Source organism: Comamonas thiooxydans, from assembly GCF_002157685.2.
GTDB lineage: Bacteria > Pseudomonadota > Gammaproteobacteria > Burkholderiales > Burkholderiaceae_C > Comamonas > Comamonas testosteroni_H.
Genome location: NZ_AP026738.1, coordinates 4,861,728 through 4,879,706, shown reverse-complemented (window position 1 = coordinate 4,879,706; position 17,979 = coordinate 4,861,728). Strand labels below are relative to the sequence as shown.

Annotated in this window: 23 protein-coding genes; 9 read left to right on the top strand and 14 right to left on the bottom strand. The window is 61.8% G+C overall.

Annotated features, from left to right (window positions below; translation table 11 throughout):
* Positions 1–189: 189 nt before the first annotated feature.
* The 6 genes from CTR2_RS22740 (at position 190) to yiaA (ending at position 4,723) form a co-directional block, all read left to right on the top strand.
* Entirely contained in the window at positions 190–924 is a 735-nt protein-coding gene (locus CTR2_RS22740; protein WP_087084456.1) for a Crp/Fnr family transcriptional regulator, read from the top strand.
* Positions 925–1,055: 131 nt separating this feature from the next.
* Positions 1,056–1,355 (top strand): DUF4148 domain-containing protein, encoded by a 300-nt coding sequence (locus CTR2_RS22735; RefSeq protein WP_034355729.1) that lies wholly within the window; start codon positions 1,056–1,058, stop codon positions 1,353–1,355.
* Positions 1,356–1,517: 162 nt separating this feature from the next.
* Positions 1,518–2,702 (top strand): aminodeoxychorismate synthase component I, encoded by a 1,185-nt coding sequence (gene pabB, locus CTR2_RS22730; RefSeq protein ID WP_087080757.1) that lies wholly within the window; start codon positions 1,518–1,520, stop codon positions 2,700–2,702.
* On the top strand, positions 2,699–3,331 hold the full coding sequence (locus CTR2_RS22725) for an aminotransferase class IV (RefSeq protein ID WP_087080760.1): 633 nt from the start codon (positions 2,699–2,701) through the stop codon (positions 3,329–3,331). Before pabB ends, CTR2_RS22725 begins: the two co-directional genes overlap by 4 nt.
* A 49-nt stretch (positions 3,332–3,380) precedes the next feature.
* Positions 3,381–3,953, top strand: a complete 573-nt coding sequence (locus tag CTR2_RS22720; RefSeq protein WP_003065778.1) for a DUF4274 domain-containing protein — start codon at positions 3,381–3,383, stop codon at positions 3,951–3,953.
* A 251-nt stretch (positions 3,954–4,204) separates the two neighbouring features.
* On the top strand, positions 4,205–4,723 hold the full coding sequence (gene yiaA, locus CTR2_RS22715) for an inner membrane protein YiaA (protein WP_087084457.1): 519 nt from the start codon (positions 4,205–4,207) through the stop codon (positions 4,721–4,723).
* A 27-nt stretch (positions 4,724–4,750) separates the two neighbouring features.
* Here the strand turns inward: yiaA and CTR2_RS22710 are convergent, their stop codons facing one another.
* The 3 genes from CTR2_RS22710 to panD form a co-directional block, all read right to left on the bottom strand.
* Positions 4,751–5,434 carry a tRNA-uridine aminocarboxypropyltransferase gene (locus CTR2_RS22710; protein WP_087080762.1) on the bottom strand — a complete coding sequence of 228 codons (684 nt, stop codon included), beginning with the start codon at positions 5,432–5,434 and terminating at the stop codon, positions 4,751–4,753.
* 117 nt (positions 5,435–5,551) lie between these two features.
* Positions 5,552–5,917 (bottom strand): 5-carboxymethyl-2-hydroxymuconate Delta-isomerase, encoded by a 366-nt coding sequence (locus CTR2_RS22705; protein ID WP_087080763.1) that lies wholly within the window; start codon positions 5,915–5,917, stop codon positions 5,552–5,554.
* Positions 5,918–5,955: 38 nt separating this feature from the next.
* A complete protein-coding gene (gene panD / locus CTR2_RS22700; RefSeq protein WP_003051941.1) occupies positions 5,956–6,336 on the bottom strand; it encodes an aspartate 1-decarboxylase in 381 nt (126 codons plus the stop codon).
* Between the two features lie 337 nt (positions 6,337–6,673).
* Between panD and CTR2_RS22695 the strand changes: the two genes are divergently transcribed.
* Positions 6,674–7,702, top strand: a complete 1,029-nt coding sequence (locus CTR2_RS22695) for a porin (RefSeq protein ID WP_087084458.1) — start codon at positions 6,674–6,676, stop codon at positions 7,700–7,702.
* A 164-nt stretch (positions 7,703–7,866) separates the two neighbouring features.
* Here CTR2_RS22695 and CTR2_RS22690 read toward each other — a convergent pair whose 3' ends face one another.
* The 5 genes from CTR2_RS22690 to CTR2_RS22670 all read right to left on the bottom strand — a co-directional run bounded on the left by CTR2_RS22690 (position 7,867) and on the right by CTR2_RS22670 (position 10,925).
* Complete coding sequence (locus CTR2_RS22690; protein WP_087080765.1) at positions 7,867–8,232, bottom strand: 6-pyruvoyl trahydropterin synthase family protein; 366 nt, start codon at positions 8,230–8,232, stop codon at positions 7,867–7,869.
* A gap of 138 nt (positions 8,233–8,370) precedes the next feature.
* Positions 8,371–9,009 (bottom strand): 7-carboxy-7-deazaguanine synthase, encoded by a 639-nt coding sequence (queE, locus tag CTR2_RS22685; protein ID WP_087080767.1) that lies wholly within the window; start codon positions 9,007–9,009, stop codon positions 8,371–8,373.
* A 136-nt stretch (positions 9,010–9,145) separates the two neighbouring features.
* On the bottom strand, positions 9,146–10,003 hold the full coding sequence (locus CTR2_RS22680) for a segregation and condensation protein A (protein ID WP_003051948.1): 858 nt from the start codon (positions 10,001–10,003) through the stop codon (positions 9,146–9,148).
* A 70-nt stretch (positions 10,004–10,073) separates the two neighbouring features.
* Positions 10,074–10,280 (bottom strand): DUF3460 family protein, encoded by a 207-nt coding sequence (locus CTR2_RS22675; protein ID WP_003051953.1) that lies wholly within the window; start codon positions 10,278–10,280, stop codon positions 10,074–10,076.
* Between the two features lie 186 nt (positions 10,281–10,466).
* Positions 10,467–10,925 carry a hypothetical protein gene (locus CTR2_RS22670; protein WP_087080769.1) on the bottom strand — a complete coding sequence of 153 codons (459 nt, stop codon included), beginning with the start codon at positions 10,923–10,925 and terminating at the stop codon, positions 10,467–10,469.
* A 106-nt stretch (positions 10,926–11,031) separates the two neighbouring features.
* Here CTR2_RS22670 and CTR2_RS22665 point away from each other — a divergent pair, with 106 nt between their 5' ends.
* Both CTR2_RS22665 and CTR2_RS22660 read left to right on the top strand, forming a co-directional pair.
* Positions 11,032–11,538, top strand: a complete 507-nt coding sequence (locus tag CTR2_RS22665) for an outer membrane protein assembly factor BamE (protein ID WP_087080771.1) — start codon at positions 11,032–11,034, stop codon at positions 11,536–11,538.
* A gap of 320 nt (positions 11,539–11,858) precedes the next feature.
* Entirely contained in the window at positions 11,859–12,566 is a 708-nt protein-coding gene (locus tag CTR2_RS22660; RefSeq protein ID WP_087080773.1) for a YitT family protein, read from the top strand.
* Positions 12,567–12,634: 68 nt separating this feature from the next.
* Here CTR2_RS22660 and soxZ read toward each other — a convergent pair whose 3' ends face one another.
* From soxZ to CTR2_RS22630, 6 genes are all read right to left on the bottom strand, one after another.
* Positions 12,635–12,964, bottom strand: a complete 330-nt coding sequence (soxZ, locus tag CTR2_RS22655) for a thiosulfate oxidation carrier complex protein SoxZ (RefSeq protein ID WP_087080775.1) — start codon at positions 12,962–12,964, stop codon at positions 12,635–12,637.
* 13 nt (positions 12,965–12,977) lie between these two features.
* Positions 12,978–13,478 carry a thiosulfate oxidation carrier protein SoxY gene (locus CTR2_RS22650; RefSeq protein WP_012839633.1) on the bottom strand — a complete coding sequence of 167 codons (501 nt, stop codon included), beginning with the start codon at positions 13,476–13,478 and terminating at the stop codon, positions 12,978–12,980.
* Positions 13,479–13,637: 159 nt separating this feature from the next.
* On the bottom strand, positions 13,638–14,969 hold the full coding sequence (locus CTR2_RS22645; protein WP_087084459.1) for an NAD(P)/FAD-dependent oxidoreductase: 1,332 nt from the start codon (positions 14,967–14,969) through the stop codon (positions 13,638–13,640).
* Between the two features lie 186 nt (positions 14,970–15,155).
* Positions 15,156–16,178, bottom strand: coding sequence for a YeeE/YedE family protein (locus CTR2_RS22640; RefSeq protein WP_087080777.1), 1,023 nt, complete (start codon positions 16,176–16,178; stop codon positions 15,156–15,158).
* A 183-nt stretch (positions 16,179–16,361) separates the two neighbouring features.
* Positions 16,362–17,639, bottom strand: a complete 1,278-nt coding sequence (locus tag CTR2_RS22635; RefSeq protein WP_087080779.1) for an NAD(P)/FAD-dependent oxidoreductase — start codon at positions 17,637–17,639, stop codon at positions 16,362–16,364.
* The gene (locus tag CTR2_RS22630; protein ID WP_087080782.1) at positions 17,640–17,969 is read right to left on the bottom strand and encodes a c-type cytochrome; all 330 of its coding nucleotides are present in this window, start codon (positions 17,967–17,969) and stop codon (positions 17,640–17,642) included. It lies immediately after the preceding gene.
* Positions 17,970–17,979 lie beyond the last annotated feature (10 nt).

Sequence of the window (17,979 nt, the reverse complement as noted above, 5' to 3'; positions counted from 1 at the left end):
TCTTGTCTATGGCGGGCCCCGCAGAAAAGCCTGCAGGCAAATTTGCCCGCGAGTCTATGCGATGCTGCGCTGCAGCGCCACGTTGAAAAAGGGTAGGGCTGCTGTCGGCCACCTTACTATGCTGTGTGGCCATGCATTGCATGGCCCTGCGTTCTGAGGCCTTCCATTTCTTTTTGCACAAGGTTGTTCATGCCCATGCTCGAGTCCCCGCTGCCCTCGGTTTCAGCGCCTGTGCCAGCCGTTGCCTGGCAGGGATTGCGCAACGTGAGCTGGCTGGAGTCGCTGTCCGACGAGAGGCTGTCGGTGCTGGCGGGGCAATGCCTTTGGCACCGGCTGGAGTCGGGACAGGTGCTGCACGGGGCCTATACCGATGAGCGCATGTACATGCTGATCAACGGCCAGCTCAGTGTCGGCAGCTACAGCACCAGCGGGCGGGCCATGATTCTGGGTTATCTGGAGCCCGGTTTCTTTTTTGGTGCTTTCGCCCCCAAGCCTCTGGTCAGGCATGTGTCCGTGCAGGTGCAGGCCACGCATGAAAGCCTGGTGGCATCGCTTTCCAGTGCCGAGCTCGAAGCCTTGATCATGAGCGATGTCCTGGTCATGCGGGCCGTGGTCCAGCGGCTTAGCGAGCTGGCCGGGGTGCTGGCACGGCGTGTGGTCAGCCTGGGAACCCTCACGGTGCGGGGCCGCCTGCATGCCCAGTTGCTGGAGCGGGCCGAGATGGCGGGAATCGAGAACGACGAGGCCCTGCTGTCGCCGGCTCCGCGCCAGAACGATCTGGCCTTGATGCTGGGCACCAGCCGCGAAGAGGTCGCACGCGAGATGTCGCGGCTTACGCGCCTGGGCCTGCTCAGACGTGAAGGGCGCAATTTGCGTCTTTGCCGCGTCGATGGCCTGCGGCTGCTGCTCGAAGAAGCACATTGATTTTTCGTAATATGAAATGAGTTTTTGCGTGAGAAAACGCACAGACGGCCCCTGGGGGCAGGGCGCATAGTTCAGTCGTGCAGCACGCGGCAGGTCTTCTTTCCGCCGCTGCGCCTTTGAAAGGATTGAAAATGCGCTCCCTCACCCGTTTGTTGACCGCCGCCGTGCTGACCGCCAGCGCAGCGGTTGCCATGGCTCAAGACCTCCCCCAAACTTCCGTAACCTCCAGCAAAAGTCGTGCCGAAGTGATGGCCGACCTTGAGATGTACCAGCGTGCAGGCCTGGGCTATATGCCCACGCCTGCGGCTTATGTCGAAACAGAATTCAGCACCGAGTACCGCAAGGCTTATGCCGAATACCAGCGTCTGCTGGCCAGCCCCGCCTACACGGCTGCCGTGGCCAAGTACCAGTCGCAACTGGGCGGCAAGTAATAGAGTTCTCTCTTAGCCATCCGATAGAGGTGGCCCATTGGTGGATGCGCGCTGAGGGATTCCTTCAGCGCGTTTTTTTATGCCGGCAATGCCAGGCTGATGGATATAGCAAGTTTGATAGCATTCAGCGCATATTGATAGTGTGCTTGCAGGTGATCTGACTTGAAAACCGTTCTTGATTTCACCGCTCCCTGGCAGACGGATGCTGCCCGTTTGCAGCATGGCTTTGGCGAGCCCGAGAAGGTCTTGCAAGCGTATCGGCCCGAGGACGTGCCTGCCGTGCTGGAAGCCGTGCAGCAGGCTGCCGAGCAAGGCCTGTGGTGCGTGGGCTGGCTGGCCTACGAGGCGGCCAGCGGGTTTGATCGCGCCTATGCCGAGACCGTGCATAGGAATTCCGCTGGCCAGCCGCTGGTCTGGTTCGGCCTGCATCGCGCGCCGTCGGCTGCCTGTGGGCAGAACCCGCCCGTGTCTTCTGCGGCAATACATTGGCAGACGGCTCTGAGCCGCGAACAGTTCGATGCCCATGTGGCGCGCATTCATGCGGCCATTGCGGCGGGCGACTGCTATCAGATCAATTACACAGCCCCCTTGACTGCAGAGCTTTCGGGTGAGAAAGAGTCCGACACTTCCGCACTGGCCCAAGAGCTGTTTGCAAGGCTGCAGCAGGCCCAGCCCGGAGGCTATGCGGCGCTGGTCGACAGTGGTGACATGCAGGTGCTGTCGCTGTCCCCGGAGTTGTTTTTCGACTGGGACGGCGAGCGGATTCTGACCCGCCCCATGAAGGGCACGGCGGCGCGTGGCAAGACCCCCGAAGCCGATGCACGGGCTGCTCAAGCCATGCGCGAATCGGCCAAGGAGCGGGCCGAGAACGTGATGATCGTGGATTTGCTGCGCAACGACCTGTCACGCATAGCCGTGCCGCACAGCGTGAAAGTGCCACAGCTGTTTCAGGTCCAGGCACTGCCGGCCGTCTGGCAGATGACCTCGGATGTGGTGGCACGCACGCGCCCGGATGTGCGACTGGTGGATGTATTCGGGGCGCTGTTCCCTTGCGGCTCGATTACCGGGGCGCCCAAACGCCAGGCCATGCGCCTGATTCGCGAGCTGGAGCCCGAGCCTCGTGGCGTCTACTGCGGTGCGCTGGGCGTGGTGCGACCCGGGGCCAAGCCGGGGAGTATTCACGCAACTTTCAATGTTCCCATTCGCACGGTGGTGCTCAAGAACGGGCGCCTGAGCTGCGGCATAGGCAGCGGCATCACGGCCAGCGCCAATGCGGCTGACGAATGGATGGAATGGCAGCACAAGCAGGCTTTTCTGAAGGTGCTTGAGCAAGGTGTTGGAGCATGAACACGAATCTTGAGATCCTCGAAACCCTGGCGCTCAAGGAAGGCCGCTGGCAGAACTGGGCCTTGCATTGGGCGCGCCTGCAGATCACGGCGCAGCATTTTCGCTATCCCTTGATGCAGATGCAGCTGGAGTCCGATATGGAGCGCATGGCAAGACAGACTCATGCCATGGGCGAGTGGCGAGTGCGGCTGGCGCTTTCGATCACGGGTGAAGTGCAGATCACGGCCGAGCCCCTGCCGCCCACGGTCCAGCCGGTGGCGCTGCAACTGGCGCATCAACCCATTGCAAACGCGGTGGCGCATAGCGATGTGGTGCGTTTCAAAACCTCGGTACGTCAGCATTACGACGCTTTCAAGCCCCGGAGCGCCGGCATTTTCGATATCGTGCTTTTCAACGAGGACGGTCAGATCACCGAAGGCACGCGCGGCAATATTGCCGTGCAGCTGGATGGGCGCTGGGTCACCCCGCCGCTGCAATGCGGGCTGCTGCCGGGCGTGGGGCGGGCACTGGCCCTGTCCCAGGGCCGGCTGACAGAGCAGGTGGTGACGTTGCAAGAGGCAAGCCATGCCAGCGGCTGGGCCTTTATCAATAGCCTGCGTGGCTGGCTGGATGCTCGTTTGATCGCCTAGGCCTGGTTTGTTATCGTGCGGATGTAAGCAACCTGGAGGAGTCTCAGCCATGGATGACGACGACTTTGATGCCCTGTATCTGGACCTGATGAAGGAATTCCTGGCCACTGCCACGCCCCTTCAGTGGCTGGCCGTGGTCACCACCATGAACTACGACAACGGCAGCGCGTTGCCCGATTGGATCAGCAAGCATCCCAAGCTGGAGCCGGCCGTTGCCAAGGCCTTGTACTGGTATCAGCAGCCGGGCTACTTCCAGCACTATGCTTCGCAGGACAAGGTTCCCAGCATCAATCGCTCAGGCTGGGCCCGTGTGCAGGCTCTGAGCCAGCGCTTTGAACAGGGCAATCTTGCTCCCGCCACCATTGGCTGGGATCCGGCCAACGATCTGGCCTCGCCCACGGGCAATGAAAAGCATCCTGGCTATGACTGGACCAGCGAAGCCGTCAAGGGCGATGAAGCCAAATGGCAGATTCCGGCCATCATGCTGCAGGCCGTGCCCGGCGAGCAACCCGATATCTATGCCTATGTCGACGAGCATGGCTGGGAAGACGGGATGCCGCCCCATGTCCAGGAGGAGCTCAATGCCGCCATGGATGGAGATGAGGTCGAGGATGAGGATTAGCGCCTGAGAGCCTGGTTGCTGCGCTCATGCAGGTTTCTGCTTTGGGCACTACGGCGCATGAAGTGGCAGATGGCCGTGCTCCGGATGAAGCCGCTGCCGCCGGGTTCGTAGCTGGGCCGGTTCAGGCAATCCAGTGGCTGATGAGTGAAACAGCTCTTTGGGTATCTTCTAACGATACCTTGTGAAGAAACTCTTGGCTTGAGAGAATGGATTTTCTACTATCCGTTCACCACAACTTTCGAGACAAGCTCATGAACTCTCAAGCCGTCACCAGCCACAAGCCTTCAACCGCCTTTGTCGGAGCATCCTGGGCCGCCTTGCTGCTGGGTGTCGTAGCCTTCATGGCCGGGCTGTGGAATGCAGCCATGCAGCTCAACGAGAAAGGCTTTTACTTTGCCGTGCTGGTGCTGGGTCTGTACTCGGCCATCTCGCTGCAAAAAACCGTGCGCGACAAGCTCGAAGGCGTTGCCGTGACCGGCATTTACTTCGGCATCAGCTGGGTGGCGCTGATCATCGCGGTGCTGCTTCTGGGCACAGGTCTCTTCAACGCCACGTTGCAGCTCAGCGAAAAAGGTTTCTATGCCATGGCTTTTGCACTGGCTCTGTTTGGCGCGATTGCCGTGCAGAAAAACACCCGCGACAGCCTGAGCGCCGACGATGGAACAGCAGAGCGCAAGCGCAGCAAGAACGAGCGCAGCGGCCCCGCTCTGGTGGTGACCGATCCCGCCAAGCCCGCCGATGTGCCCGAGCAGGTGGCCAACAACCGCTAAGCCGGGAAAGCGTTTGACGGCTGAAACTCAGGCGCTCCTTTGGGGCGCCTGATTGCGTTGGCACAACTGAAGCTGCTGCGCCACAAACTGCTTGAAGACTTCCTGCAACACTGCATGGGCCGTCGCATCTTCGGGCCGGGTCTGCAGCTGTGCCAAGGCCAGGGTCGCAGCCTCGAAGCTGGAGAGCTGCCCGGGCAGATGGGCCTTGCGGATGGCGTAGCCGGAGTCCTCCACGTCGAGCAGGGGCAGGCGGGGCAGGGCCTGCAGTGCAGGATTGAGATAGAGCATCTTGCGGCTTTTGCGCCAGGTGCCGTCGATGACCACCAGCCGAAGGCGCTCTGGCGGCTGTGGCCAGGGCAAAGGCAGGGGGCTGGCCGCAGCCAGACCCAGGGCGGCATCCTGCTCTGCGGTATCGGGGTAGAGCAGCAGGCTGTGGCGTGGCGCAGTATCGGTATCGGCCCAGTTGCCCCATCTGCCATGCAGAGCCGCTTCCAGCTCGGCAGCATCGAATTCCTCGCCCACCATGACCCTGCTGTGCGGCAGGCACAGATGCAGCAGATGCCCCGTGCCCTTGGCTTCGTGCACTTCCATGGGGTGCATGAGGATCAGCACCTCCACCTGGTGCGCAACCGCCTGAGCCAGCGAGCAGATGCAGGTGCGCAGCGCTCGGTGACAGTCGGGGCAGCGGGGGCGAGGGTCAGGTCTGCTCATGATTCAAGAACTGTTTGAGCCTTTGGTGCAAGGTGATTTCTATTCAAGCCGATGTCCCTGATACAACAACGCCCGCAAGCAAGAGCTGCGGGCGCTGTGGCGGGAGTCGTGAAGGACTTAGAGGCGACCCTTGAAGTAGGTGGCCTTGTCCATATCGGATACGTCCACGCTCAGTTGCACCATCACCTCGGCAGGCTGGGGCACGAGGCGGCGCAGCACTTCGGCAATACCGTCCGACATCTGCTTCTTGGCTTCGGTGCTGCGGCCTGCCATCAGCTGCAGGTGCACATGGACAAAGCCGCGCTTTTCGGGCTGGGTACCGATATAGACATGGTCCATGTTCAGGCAGGCAATACGGGCCTTTACATCGGCTTCATCGAGAACGGTGGGGTGGGAGCAGACCACTGCGTTGATGTCGCGCATCAGTTCGCGCTCGTTCAGGCCGGTCAGGTTGTCGGTGTATTCAATATGCAGATGAGGCATGGAGTTCTCTCGCTCGGTGTTGGAGGCAAAAGCCGTTTTTACAGCATCTGGGTGGGCACTTTGTGGCGCAGCTCGACCTGTTTGTTGCTGTCGTCCACAAAGACCAGCTGGGGCTGGTGCTCGGCCACATCGCTTTCATGAACCTGGGCGAAGGCGGCAATGATGAGCAGATCGCCCACGCTGGCCCGGCGGGCAGCCGAGCCGTTGACGGAAATCATGCCCGTGCCGCGCTCGCCCTTGATGGCGTAGGTCACGAAGCGCTCTCCGTTGTCGATATTCCAGATATGGACCTGTTCGTTTTCAGCAATGTTGGCGGCATCCAGCAGATCCTCATCGATGGCGCAGGAGCCTTCGTAGTGCAGCTCGCATTGCGTGGTCTTGACGCGGTGGATCTTGGATTTGAGCAGGGTGCGGAACATGGTTGTCTCTCTGGGGCGCTTTGCGCGTTGCTGGAATGGGGCAGGCCTGTGCTTGCGAAAAATCACGCAAGTCTAAATGCGATCGGCAAAACCCATGTAGTTCATTGAGGGCATTGACAGGGAAATGCGGCGCTAGCGCATTCCCGATGTCGATAGGCTCATGTAGGACGATGTGACGATTGTCGTTGTGATTGTTGTTTTATTGCGACTTTAAGGGTTGTAACTAATGTTTCATTTTCACTTTGTTTAATGACTTCAGTCCCAGACGGGGCCCGTCCAAGGCAGGCCGTAGCCGTACTGCATGGGCTTTCTCATTTCTACAAACACAGTGAACAGCATGAAACGAACTCTTCTCGCCCTTGCCGCCCTGACCGTCTCCGCCGGTGCCCTGGCCCAATCCAGCGTTACCGTCTTCGGCGTGGCCGACGTGTCGGTGGCCCACATCTCCACGACCGGCAAAAGCGTTTCCGGCCTGGCCAACGGCGGCAACTCCAGCAGCCGTCTGGGCTTCCGTGGCGTGGAAGATCTGGGCGGTGGCCTGAAGGCCGATTTCTGGCTGGAAGGCAGCCTGAGCGTGGATGACGGCACGGCTTCCGGCTTCAAGTTCGATCGCCGCTCCACCGTCAGCCTGCTGGGCAACTTCGGTGAAGTCCGCCTGGGTCGCGACAAGACTCCCGCCTACCAGAACCTGGAGACCTTCCACGCCTTCGGTGACACCGGCATGGGTGCCATCAACGGCCATAACCTGATCAGCGGTTCGGCTGCAGGTACTTCCGAGGGCTCCAACCCCAAGCGCAACTCCAACGCCATCAGCTATCTGCTGCCCAAGCTGGGCGGCGTTTACGGTCAGGTGACCCACAGCTTTGGCGAGCAGGCCGACGACCACAGCCTGGCCAGCTCCACCGGCCTGCGACTGGGTTATGCCAACGGTCCTCTGAACGTTGCTGCAGCCTACGGCATCGCACGCGGCGGTACGGCTGCCGCTGGCATGGACTACAAGACCATGAATCTGGGCGCCTCCTACAACTTCGGCATTGTCACCCCCATGCTGCTGATCGCTTCCGATCGAGGCAACGGCAAGCGTGTCGACCTGTACAGCCTGGGCGTGAAGATGCCTCTGGGAGCCGGCGAACTGCGCGCGGCCTACACCTGGTACAAGGACAAGAAGCAAAACGATGCGGACTCCCAGCGTCTGGCTCTGGGCTATGGCTACAAGCTGTCCAAGCGAACCGAAATCTATGCTGCTGTGGCACGCATGAGCAACGACGACAAGGCTTCCCGCAAGCTGGGTTCGTCGCTGAGCCCTACACCCGCTGTGGGCAAGAGCCTGACGGGTTACGAAATCGGCCTGCGCCACAATTTCTAAGAGCATGGGCATCAGAGAGCTGCGGCGGCTGCCGCGCTCTCCTGCCTGATGATCTTGCCGAGTTAGGCCTCCTGGTGGGGAAGCCGTCTGACTCTCAGCAAGCTGGCCCCGCAATAGCGGGGCCTTTTTTTGGGTTTGTTTTTGGGTTGATGCGGCGGCTGTCTTCAGGACAGATCGAGCACGCAGCCGTCGCCAATGCTGTCGCGCCAGACACGGATGCGGCTGGGCGCAGGCTCAAGGTCGGCCAGGGCGTTGGCGATGAAGAGACTGAGGTTTTCCAGCGTGGGCTTGCCCAGGCCAGGCACTTCATCGAGAAAGTGATGGTCGAGCTGGTCGCGCAGCAGCTCCAGACGCGCGCGCAGGTGGCCGAGGTCGATGACCATGCCGTTGTCCGGATTGCGCGGCCCGGTCACGCTGACTTCCGCCCAATAAGTGTGGCCGTGAATACGGCGGCTGCCCTCGGTCTCGATAGCGCGCTCCAGGGTATGGGCGGCATCGAAGAAAAAACGCTGGTGAACGGTGAACTGCATATCAGTGATCGGTGGCGCTGAGCATTGCCTTCGGCCTTTGAGCTGGGAACAGACCCCATGGCGCACGGCCAGCAAGGGCCGCCCCGCAGCAAAGGTCGTCGTCCCCCTGGGGGGAAGGCGCGAAGCGACTCAGGGGGGTCATCTAATGCCCGTGAGCTTGTGGGTTTGCAGGCTCAGGCGCCAGCCGGGGCGCTGCATGCATTGCGCGATACAGGCGGCAATATTGCTGCTCTGCTGGGCATTGTCCATGGGCTGCAGAAAATAGTGCTGGAACTCGGTGCTGGCTTCAATGGCCGCCAGATCGAATGTGGGCTGAGGCCAGACCAGCTTGAGCTCCTGGCCGCTGCGCTGAATCCAGTCGGCACCGGCCTTGGGGCTGATGCACAGCCAGTCTATGCCTTCGGGTGCGGCCACCGTGCCGTTGCTTTCCACCGAGATACGAAAACCGCGCGCATGCAGGGCTGCGATCAGGGCCTGGTCGACCTGCAGCAAAGGCTCGCCGCCCGTCAACACCACCATGCGGTGCTGGCTGTCGTCGGCAGGCCACTGGCTCAGAATGCGCTCGGCCAGTTCATCGGCCGTGGCGAACTTGCCGCCAAGGGTGCCGTCGGTGCCGACAAAATCGGTGTCGCAGAATTGGCAGGTGGCGTTGGGCCGATCCTGTTCACGGCCGGTCCACAGATTGCAGCCCGCAAAGCGGCAGAACACGGCGGGCACGCCGGCCTGGCCGCCTTCGCCTTGCAAGGTGTAGAAGATTTCTTTGACGCTGTATGTCATGTCGAATGTGTCGCGTCAAAGCGCGGTGGAACAAGGGGCCGCTACGCAGCAGCCCTGGATGTGAATGTAAGCCCTTGCTGAACTTCTGGTGGGCCATAGGGTTACAGGGCTGTTGCCTTGCAACCGGTTTCAAGCCTCACACCGGGGTATAGGCCAGACGCACATAAATGGGCGCATAGGCTTCGGCCTGGGTGATTTCGATCAGCGTTTCCTTGGCCAGCTCCAGCATGGCGATAAAGGTCACGACCAGCACGGTCGAGCCTTTTTCCGGGTTGAAGATGCGCTCGAACTCCACGAAACGCTGGCCCTGCAACTGCTTGAGGATCTGGCTCATGTACTCGCGCACCGACAGCTCTTCGCGCGTGATCTTGTGGCTTTGTACCAGCTTGGCGCGCTTGAGGATGTCGCGCCAGGCGGCTTGCAGCTCGCCGATTTCCACATCCGGAAAGCGCGGTTGCAGGCTTTGCTCGATATAGACCGTGGCCTTGAGAAAGTCACGTCCGTAGGTGGGCAGCTGTCCCAGCTGCTGGGCGGCCAGCTTCATCTGCTCGTATTCGAGCAGGCGGCGCACCAGCTCGGCGCGCGGATCCTCGGCTTCCTCGCCGTCCTCCTGCTTCTTGGGCGGCAGCAGCATGCGCGACTTGATCTCGATGAGCATGGCCGCCATCAGCAGGTATTCGGCTGCCAGCTCCAGATTGCGGCTGCGCACCTCGTCCACATAGGTCATGTACTGGCGCGTCACGTCCAGCATGGGGATGTCGAGGATATTGAAGTTCTGCTTGCGGATCAGATAGAGCAGCAAGTCCAGCGGGCCTTCAAAGGCTTCGAGAAAGACTTCCAGCGCATCGGGCGGGATATAGAGATCCTGGGGCAGCGCAAACAGCGGCTCGCCGTACAGGCGTGCAAGAGCCACCTGATCGACGACCGAAGGCGACGGGTCAGGAGCGTCCGGGTTCTGGCCCGGCAACAGGGTCTGTTCTTCAGCCTCGCTCATGGTCTGCTATGGATTGCAGAGCTGAGCGCGCTTGATGAGTAAGCGCTTGAGGCTGATTTCATCGAAAAGATCAGGAGTGGTTGGTCTGGTACACGTAGGGCTGCTGCTCCACGCGGCCGGCACGCAGATCTTCCCAGACTTCATAGTTCACGTCCTTGTCCCACAGCAGGGCGCGACCGGCTTGCTGTTGCTTGTCCAGCTCGGGCTTTTGCTGCTTCAGGTCGTTGATGAAGTTGGTGGTGTCGGAACGGTAGTCGGGGCGACGGAAGAAAGACATATGTGTAAAACCTCTCAGAACAGCGGATTTTAGCCCGTCGCGGACGCCAGGCCCGCTCCGGGCCTTTAGAACGTGCTTGCAATCTCCTCGCGCCGCGACAGAGGCTTTGCGCGGATGGCGAGCCATCGCTTCGAACTCATCCCGCTTGCGCTCCAACGCGGCTGCGCAGAGATCGCAAGCACGTTCTTATAGATCCTTGAGACAGATCTGCGCGAACTCCTTGCAGTCGTCCGAGGCCAGCGGCGAATCGACGATCTTGCGCAGCACGGCGGCAAATTCGCCGGCTCCGACCGGGTTTGGGTCATTGCGCTGGAAGTCCTCGTCCACGCGCATGGTGCGGTCCAGCCAGCCTATTACCTGCACGCTGGGTTGTCGCTCCAGCGACGCCAGCAAGGCCGGGGTGTAGGCGGCCATGGGGTGCTCCTCGATCAGGCTGCCGAACGGGCCGGGGCCGCCGTAGTCCAGTTCGGGATAGGTTTCAATCAGCGTCAGGATATGCGGCAGAACCTGCTCCAGTGCGGCGTCCTGCAGTGTCTCCAGGTGCTCGTAGACGGGATCGATGATCAGCCATTTGTCCTGCTGATCCCGGGCCGCCTGCGCAGCGTTGGTGAATTGGGAAAACAGTTGCTCAAGGGTTGTACTCACGAGGGATGGCTCCGTTTTAACAAGCGTTTGCAAAAGTGGCGCGCGTGCGCGGGTGGCTTGCTGTCAGAATTCGCATTCTGTCTGGCAAGCATTGTGATTCAAGCCCATGAATATTTTTTCCCGTGTGACGGCGGCCCTGGCGGCGGCTGCGATCAGCACCCTGGCACTGCTGGGCTGCGACGAGCAGAAGATCAAGGAGCTGGAGGAAGGCCTGTCCACCGAGGCCGATGTGCGCGCGAAGTTTGGCGAGCCCGAACGCATCTGGAACGAAGAGGATGGCTCGCGCACCTTTGAATACAACCGCCAGCCGGCCGGAGCCAAGAACTACATGATCACCATAGGCGCTGACGGCAAGATGAGTGCGCTGCGCCAGGTGCTGGCCCCGCATGTGTTTGCCAGGATCGTGCCCGGCATGCCGGAAAACGAGGTGCGCCGCATGCTGGGCAAGCCCGCCAAGATGATGACTTACCAGCTCAAGCAGGAAACCGACTGGGACTGGAACTACATCGATCCGCCCACACGCGAGATGCAGTTCACAGTGACCTTCGGCTCCGATGGCCGGGTGCTGCGCACGCTCAACCGCGAACGCCTGCCCGACGAGTCGCGCGGCTGATCGCCAGCAAAGTCCATGGATTTGTTCAAAGCCCTGTTTGCGATGATGCAGACAGGGCTTTTTTGCCTCTGGTCTGGAGAGGGCCTGAATGCTGTGGTGACGGGGGAGTTGAGGTGCTTCTGAATTGATAGCTTTTGGCGCTTTCCCTGTAAGCGATGGATGCCGAAAAGCTTGAATGCACAACGGAGTTGCGCCTGAAATTCCCCTTCGAGATTTGTTGCGTTGCAGCAAATCATGTGCATACAGCATGAGTCCATCCGTAAAATTAAGGGGTTTCCCGGTGTTATCCGCACCGGTTCGCCCCGGTCTTTATCGAGATCATGGGCATCAATCTTGCTGTCTTACCCGACATGTCCACACCGCTATCTTCTTCCGCCAGCTCTGCTCTGGTCGGCAGCATGGATGCCGCCGCTGCTGCTGCACCGGCCACTTCGGGCCTGCGCCATGGCCGCTTCGAGGACGCGCAGGCTCTGTTCACGGGCTCGCTGTTTGTCTCCATCACCATGATGCTGTTTGCGCAGGCGGGGCTGCTCACGGGCAGCACGGCGGGCGTGGCCTTTTTGCTGCACTATGTGACGGGACTGCCTTTCGGTGCCATTTTCTTCGTCATCAATCTGCCGTTCTACTGGTTTGCCTGGAAGCGCATGGGCGCGGAGTTCACGATCAAGACCTTTGTCTCGGTTGCCATGCTGGCGCTGATGGCCGATGTGGGCCCGCGCTTCATTCATATCGACTATCTGAATCCGCTCTATGCAGCCGTGGCTGGAGGCTTGCTGATGGGATCGGGTTGTCTGTTTCTGGCACGGCATCATTCCAGCCTGGGCGGAGCCACCATCGTCTCGCTCTATCTGCAGGACCGCTACGGTATTCGCGCCGGCAAGGTGCAGATGATGATCGACTGCACTGTTGTGCTGCTGGCGCTGGCCATCGTGCCGCTGGAGCGTGTGGCGTATTCGGTGCTTGCGGCGGTGATCATGAGCATGTTCCTGTGGATCAGCCATCGCCCCGGCCGCTATCAGGGTAACTGAGGCCTGTCCTCCATGAAAAAGCCCCGCCCTGGTGCAAACCGGGCGGGGCTTTTTCATGGGGCTTGCCATCAGGCGACGCTGATCGTCTTCTGCGCACTCAGCGTCTGGCCCTGCTCGTCCTTCCACTGCATGTTGAGCTCGCCACTTTCCCGGGCGACAAAGGTGAACTCGATATAGGGGTTCTGGGCAATCGAGATGCCTGGCTCCCAGCTGAACAGCAAGGTGTTGCCCAACCGGGCTTCGAAACGGCTCACGATATTGCGCGGGCGCACCTTGCCCGTGGCCGGATCGGTGCGCAGACCGCTTTCCATGACATGTTCCATCTGCGCGCGCACGCGCAGCACTTCGCCTTTCTTGGGGTTGGCATTGCTGACCCATACGCGAGCTGGTTTGTTCATAGTTATGTTCCTCTCACATGCCGCAGCCGCTGGCGGCTACCGTCGTTGCTTGCTTTGCTACCAGCACCTTGCCGCTTTTCATGCGTGCCAGAGCATGCACGGTCTGCGACTGGGACAGGCGTATGCGGGCCGCCGCTTCGGCCGTTCCGGCCGCTGCGGTGAACTGCATGCGGCAGGCCAGCGGCGAGGGGTTGAGTTCGGCCAGCACGATGATCTCCTCGCACCAGTCCTGCTCGGTGATGGGCAGCGTCACCTTGACCTTGACGGGCACGGCACTGGGGTTGTCGGCCAGCACGGGCACATCGAGCTGCAGACCATCGGCCTGAGTGGCCTTGCCGCCGGTGAATTGCTCCATGAGCTTTTTGAACTCGGCTGGGTTCGGCGCCAGCGGCCCGACCAGGGGAGTCTTGGCTGCGCTGCTGGCTTGCGCCAGAGCCGATGCGGGCAGAGCCAGACTGGCCCCGGCTGCCGCCGCGTTCAGCACCATGCTTCTACGGGTGGTGTTCTTGAACATTGCTTCTCTTCAATCCAATTAACAAAACTTCAAAACTCGCACCGGCTCCAAGTGAGAGACGCCAAGCAAGAGCCGCCTCGCGGCGGGGGCGCCTAGCAGAGGGCGTCGTCCCCCTCCCGAAGAGAGAGGGGGAAGCGGCAAAGCCGCTCAGGGGGAGATTTAAGTGCCCAAGAAATCACCGAATTTGCCGTTGATCCAGGCAAAGTCTTCCTTGACCAGATCGGAGGTGCGCACGTCCATGTCGATCTGGGTCTGGTTGACCTGGCCGCTGGCGTCCACCTCGTATTCGAACTTCACCGAAATTTCCTCCTGAGGGTCGCCGTTGACCATCATGTAGCAGAGGTTGTCGGGCAGTCGGGCCACGACCTCCTTGCCGGCCACGCGCTCGGCAATGTTTCGGGCGACGATCTTGCCGACGTAGTTGGCCACATGGCCGCTCTTGGGGTAGTGGCCGAACTGGGGCGAGATCGCGCCCATCAGATCGCCGACAAAATACACGCGGTCGTCGCTCCTGGCATGGAACAGGCGGTTGTGCATATCAGCCCAGCCCGTGGGCTTGCCGGTGGCGGCATCCTTGCCGATAAGATCGGCCTTCCAGACCATGTCCGCGGCCTGGTGGGGCGGCATGAGGATGGCGTCGTCAAACTTGAAGTCACCCGCAGCGGTCTTGATCTGCTTGTTGAAGGGGTCCACTTCCTTGACGCCGGCATTGGGCACATGGGTGATGATGTCTGCGTACAGCTCCTCGAAAGCCTGCTTGTAGCCCACGCCGATGGGGGCGATCTTGGGCTTGGGGTCGAGGATCAGGATCTTGCCGGGAATCTTGTTCTTCTTGATATGCCAGGCGATCAGGCAGGCGCGCTCATAGGGCGAGGGCGGGCAGCGATGCGGTGGAGGCGGCAGCGTCATCACCAGCGTGCCGCCCTTGAAGTTCTTGACCTTGCTCTTGAGCGAGAGCATTTCCTGATTGGGAATGTAGGCGTTGGGAAAGTGGGTGCGCGTGTAATCGATGGCGCGCTGGTCGTTGCCGAACCAGGCCTCGTAATCGTTGCGAATGCCGCCCGAGAGAATCAGGAAGTCGTACTCGATCAGGCCATGGGCCGTGCGCACCAGCTTTTTGTCGCGCTCGAAACCCGTGACTTCGGTCTGCAGCAGCGTGTAGCCGTATTTGTTGGCCGGGTGCAGCATGTCGCGGTTCACGAAGTCCGTGCCTACTATGTCCACTAGCCACTTGTTGCTCATGGGGCCGGACCAGAAGGTCGGATTGCGCTCCAGCAGCACGACGTCGGAAGCGGGAATCAGCTCGCGCAGATAGCGTGCCGCCGTGAGGCCGCCCCAGCCGCCGCCGCAGATCACGATGCGCGGACCCTTGCCCTTGCGCGGCAGGATGGGCGACTGGCTGCTGATGATGGCGGGTGCAGCCATTGCCGGGCCGGCAGCGGCGCCCAGGGCGAGTGCGGGCGGAGTCCAGAGGAAATGGCGACGTTGCATGAGCATTGCTCCTGTAATGGGAATGGGGCCTGATCCAGGCCTCGGATTCGGGGGAGGGAAGCAAGCTTGGGCGCAGCGCGATGGGATTGCCTCTCAGCCGACACGCGGCACAAGCAGAGCTGGTGGTTGGAGATTCTAGGAGCAGGCCCTGATCCGGAATCGGCGAATACCCAAGCGAAGCCAGCGCTATTGCCGGCGCAGCAGGCGCAGGCTGAGAAGCGCTCCGAGCAGGATGCCGGCAACGGCCGCAAAACTGGCCAGCGACAGCGTGGACAGCCCGCTCAGCCCCTGGCCGATGGAGCAGCCTGCGGCCAGCACGCCGCCAACGCCCATCAGCAGGCCGCCACCAGCGCTGGCTGCCAGGCGGCTGGTGCTGTCAAAGCCTTCCCAGCGCGCAGTGCGGCTGCCCAGTGCTGCGAAAAATGCACCGGCGAGCACGCCCGCCGTCAGCGCCAGGCCTATGCCGGGCTCGCGTCCCACGGACAGTTGCAGATAGAGCAGGGCCTCGGCGATCGGGCCGATGAAGCTCAGCGAGGTGAGGCGGGCCGGCTCGAACTCATCGACCCCGATATGAGCAGTCAGCCACCAGCCTGCGGCCACCAGCAGGCCTATGAGCAACGCGCTGCCCCACTGCACGCGGCTTTGGCGCAGGCCGGGACGCAGCAGGGCATAGGCCAGCAGCAGCAAGGCCAGCGCAAGCGTCAGCAGCCATGTATTCAAGGAAGACAGATAGGCGGGCAAGGTGGCGTGAGCCAGCGTGAGGGGGCTGAGGGTCTGCAGCCACAGGCGCAGAGGCGTCAGCACACCGGTCATGGCCAGTTGCGCACCCAGTGCCAGAAACACGAGGGTGACCAGAGAGCGCAGATTGCCTCCTGCCAGCAGCACCAGGGAGCGTGCTCCGCAGGCGCGGGCCAGCACCATGCCGATGCCGAACAGCAAACCACCAATCAGCACGCCAGCCATGGAAAAGCTGGGCCGCGCGATGGCGGCCAGGCTCAGATTGAGCATTCCCAGAGCCTGCAGCCCCTGCGAGGCCAGCAAGGCCACGGCCAATGCCAGGGCAAAGGCCTGCAATGCAGGTGCCTGGCCGGGTGCGGCTTCCGCGTCCAGCCCCATTTGCTGGCGCAGCCCGCGCAGCAGACAAAACCGCCCCAGCCGCGCCGCCACACCAAAGGCCATGCCCAGCAAAAAAACAGACCACAACAACATATCAATGACTCAAGCAAGGCAAGCGGCAGCGCCGCCTTGAAATACAGCTGCTGCCGGCTTGGGACACGCAAGGGAGGGCCACCAAGCAAGGGCCGCCCTGCCGCGATGGTGGCGTCCCCTTCCCGCAGTGCGAAGCACGTACAGAGAAGGGGAAGGCGCAAAGCGCCTCAGGGGGTGAGCCAGTTAACTACCCCAGATATCCGCGCTGATCGCCTTGTACCAGGCTGCGCCGTAGTCGGCCTCGGCCTTGCGGAAGGCGGCATCGCCGTTCATGGGGCTCACGCCGCCGGATTCGGGTACTTCGATCAGCTTGCCCGCTGCCGTGCGGTAGACGCCGGCCACGGAAATGCCGTAGTCGGTGCCGATCAGGCTGTAGCAGGTGTTGGCAAAGGCCGCCGCAGGCAGGGGGCTGCCGCTCAGCTCGGCGGCAATCGCGGCAGCGGCCACCTTGCCTTGTGTATTGGCGGCAAAGCCGGACTTGGGCATGGGCGCAGCAATCGTAGCGTCGCCCAGCACATAGACATGCTGGACCTGGGTGGACTCAAAGGACTCTGGCTTGACGGGCACCCAGCCGCTGGCGTTGGTCACGCCGGCGCGGTCGGCGATAAAGCCGGCCTTCTGGGGCGGAATGACGTTGAGTACATCGGCCTTGTGCCTGGTGCCGAACGCGGTTTCCACTTCCAGGTTCTTGGCATCCACGCGTGTGACCTTGCCGTCATCGGCCTGCTTGACCCATTCGATCATGTCGCCATAAAGCGCCTTCCAGCCCTGAATGAACAGACCTTGCTTGGAGAAGGCATCCTTGTCGTCCAGCAGCAGAATCTTGGACTTTGGTTTGTGCTTCTTGAGGTAGTGCGCCACCATTGCCGCGCGCTCGTAGGGACCGGGCGGGCAGCGGAAGGGGTTGGCAGGGATGACCATCACGAACTTGCCGCCGTCGGGCATGGCTTCGAGCTGCTTCTTGAGCAGTTGGGTCTGCGCTCCGGCCTTCCAGGCATGAGGGGCGAGCTGCGCGGCCGCCTCGTCATAACCTTCCAGTGCATTCCAGCGCATGTCGATACCGGGCGAGAGTACCAGCTTGTCATAGCTCAGCGCCTGACCGTTGGACAGCAGCACGCGCCTGGAGTCGGTCAGTACCTGGTCGGCCCGCGCGTGGACCACGTTCACGCCAGCCTTGCGCAGACCGCCGTAGCCGTGGCCTATGCTGTCCCAGCTGCGCAGGCCGGCCAGGTACAGGTTGGAGAAGGGGCAGGTATAGAAGCGCTCGGCTGGCTCCACCAGCGTGACCTGGATATGCGGCGCGAACTGGCGCAGATAGCGCGCAGCCGTGGCTCCGCCAAAGCCGCCTCCGATCACGACCACGTGGGCCGAAGCTGCCTTGGCCTGCACGATGGCGGGCACGGCGAAGCTGGCTGCGCCGGCGGCAGCACCACCGAGAATTTGACGACGATTGATCTGCATTTACGGGCCCTTCTTGCTGAACCACTGGGCCAGCGCTTTGAGTTGCTCATCGTCGTAGCCCTTGGCCAGACGGGTCATGACGGTGGCGTCCTTGGCGGTGCCGGCCTTGAAGGCCTGCAGGCGCTGCAGCAGATGGGCCTCAGGCAGGCCGCGCAGCTGGGGAATGACACCCGTCGAGCGGCCGTCCGGGCCGTGGCAGTTGGCGCAGCTGGCGGCCAGCACGGCCACATCCTGCACACGCAAAGAGGTGGCGGCAGAGTTGGCCAGGCTGGGCAGCGGTGCTGCCAGGGCAAAAGCCAGCCATAGCGCAGAGTGCGCTGAAGTGAGCAAGGGTTTCGAT

What these genes read in the sequence shown, in the direction of transcription:
- soxZ (WP_087080775.1), bottom strand. Translation starts at nt 12,964, where the DNA reads ATGAACAAACCAGCTCGCGTATGGGTCAGCAATGCCAACCCCAAGAAA.
- CTR2_RS22740 (WP_087084456.1), top strand. Translation starts at nt 190, where the DNA reads ATGCCCATGCTCGAGTCCCCGCTGCCCTCGGTTTCAGCGCCTGTGCCA.
- CTR2_RS22645 (WP_087084459.1), bottom strand. Translation starts at nt 14,969, where the DNA reads ATGCAACGTCGCCATTTCCTCTGGACTCCGCCCGCACTCGCCCTGGGC.
- CTR2_RS22660 (WP_087080773.1), top strand. Translation starts at nt 11,859, where the DNA reads ATGGGCATCAATCTTGCTGTCTTACCCGACATGTCCACACCGCTATCT.
- CTR2_RS22640 (WP_087080777.1), bottom strand. Translation starts at nt 16,178, where the DNA reads ATGTTGTTGTGGTCTGTTTTTTTGCTGGGCATGGCCTTTGGTGTGGCG.
- panD (WP_003051941.1), bottom strand. Translation starts at nt 6,336, where the DNA reads ATGTTCCGCACCCTGCTCAAATCCAAGATCCACCGCGTCAAGACCACG.
- CTR2_RS22650 (WP_012839633.1), bottom strand. Translation starts at nt 13,478, where the DNA reads ATGTTCAAGAACACCACCCGTAGAAGCATGGTGCTGAACGCGGCGGCA.
- CTR2_RS22705 (WP_087080763.1), bottom strand. Translation starts at nt 5,917, where the DNA reads ATGCCTCATCTGCATATTGAATACACCGACAACCTGACCGGCCTGAAC.
- queE (WP_087080767.1), bottom strand. Translation starts at nt 9,009, where the DNA reads ATGACATACAGCGTCAAAGAAATCTTCTACACCTTGCAAGGCGAAGGC.
- CTR2_RS22665 (WP_087080771.1), top strand. Translation starts at nt 11,032, where the DNA reads ATGAATATTTTTTCCCGTGTGACGGCGGCCCTGGCGGCGGCTGCGATC.
- CTR2_RS22695 (WP_087084458.1), top strand. Translation starts at nt 6,674, where the DNA reads ATGAAACGAACTCTTCTCGCCCTTGCCGCCCTGACCGTCTCCGCCGGT.
- CTR2_RS22675 (WP_003051953.1), bottom strand. Translation starts at nt 10,280, where the DNA reads ATGTCTTTCTTCCGTCGCCCCGACTACCGTTCCGACACCACCAACTTC.
- CTR2_RS22680 (WP_003051948.1), bottom strand. Translation starts at nt 10,003, where the DNA reads ATGAGCGAGGCTGAAGAACAGACCCTGTTGCCGGGCCAGAACCCGGAC.
- CTR2_RS22635 (WP_087080779.1), bottom strand. Translation starts at nt 17,639, where the DNA reads ATGCAGATCAATCGTCGTCAAATTCTCGGTGGTGCTGCCGCCGGCGCA.
- CTR2_RS22725 (WP_087080760.1), top strand. Translation starts at nt 2,699, where the DNA reads ATGAACACGAATCTTGAGATCCTCGAAACCCTGGCGCTCAAGGAAGGC.
- CTR2_RS22735 (WP_034355729.1), top strand. Translation starts at nt 1,056, where the DNA reads ATGCGCTCCCTCACCCGTTTGTTGACCGCCGCCGTGCTGACCGCCAGC.
- yiaA (WP_087084457.1), top strand. Translation starts at nt 4,205, where the DNA reads ATGAACTCTCAAGCCGTCACCAGCCACAAGCCTTCAACCGCCTTTGTC.
- CTR2_RS22720 (WP_003065778.1), top strand. Translation starts at nt 3,381, where the DNA reads ATGGATGACGACGACTTTGATGCCCTGTATCTGGACCTGATGAAGGAA.
- CTR2_RS22690 (WP_087080765.1), bottom strand. Translation starts at nt 8,232, where the DNA reads ATGCAGTTCACCGTTCACCAGCGTTTTTTCTTCGATGCCGCCCATACC.
- CTR2_RS22710 (WP_087080762.1), bottom strand. Translation starts at nt 5,434, where the DNA reads ATGAGCAGACCTGACCCTCGCCCCCGCTGCCCCGACTGTCACCGAGCG.